Annotated in this window: 3 tRNA genes; all 3 read left to right on the forward strand. The window is 47.0% G+C overall.

Annotated elements, in window-relative coordinates:
• The first annotated feature begins 35 nt into the window (after positions 1–35).
• The 3 genes from AACR75_RS04990 to AACR75_RS05000 all read left to right on the forward strand — a co-directional run bounded on the left by AACR75_RS04990 (position 36) and on the right by AACR75_RS05000 (position 389).
• A tRNA-Gln gene (locus tag AACR75_RS04990) sits at positions 36–110 on the forward strand.
• Between the two features lie 78 nt (positions 111–188).
• Positions 189–265: transfer RNA gene (locus tag AACR75_RS04995), tRNA-Met, on the forward strand.
• 45 nt (positions 266–310) lie between these two features.
• A tRNA-Leu gene (locus AACR75_RS05000) sits at positions 311–389 on the forward strand.

The following is a 389-nucleotide window of genomic DNA, read 5'->3' on the forward strand; positions in this document are numbered from 1 at the left end:
TTCCGCACCATTATTTAGATGAGCAATCATCTTGTAGGGCTATCGCCAAGCGGTAAGGCAGCGGCTTTTGATGCCGCCATCCCCTGGTTCGAATCCAGGTAGCCCTGCCATTATTCAAATGGGTCAGTGTTTAAAAAACCATTGGCACATGAGTGTGGATTGTATTATATTGTCTCGCTCAAAAAGATGGCTACGTAGCTCAGCTGGTTAGAGCACATCACTCATAATGATGGGGTCACAGGTTCAAATCCCGTCGTAGCCACCATAATTTAGTTGTTAGCGAAAGTTGGCAACACATAGATATCGAGCTGCGGAAGTGGCGAAATTGGTAGACGCACCAGATTTAGGTTCTGGCGCCGTAAGGTGTGAGAGTTCAAGTCTCTCCTTCC

This window comes from Vibrio sp. ZOR0018, from assembly GCF_963865925.1.
Classification (GTDB): domain Bacteria; phylum Pseudomonadota; class Gammaproteobacteria; order Enterobacterales; family Vibrionaceae; genus Vibrio; species Vibrio anguillarum.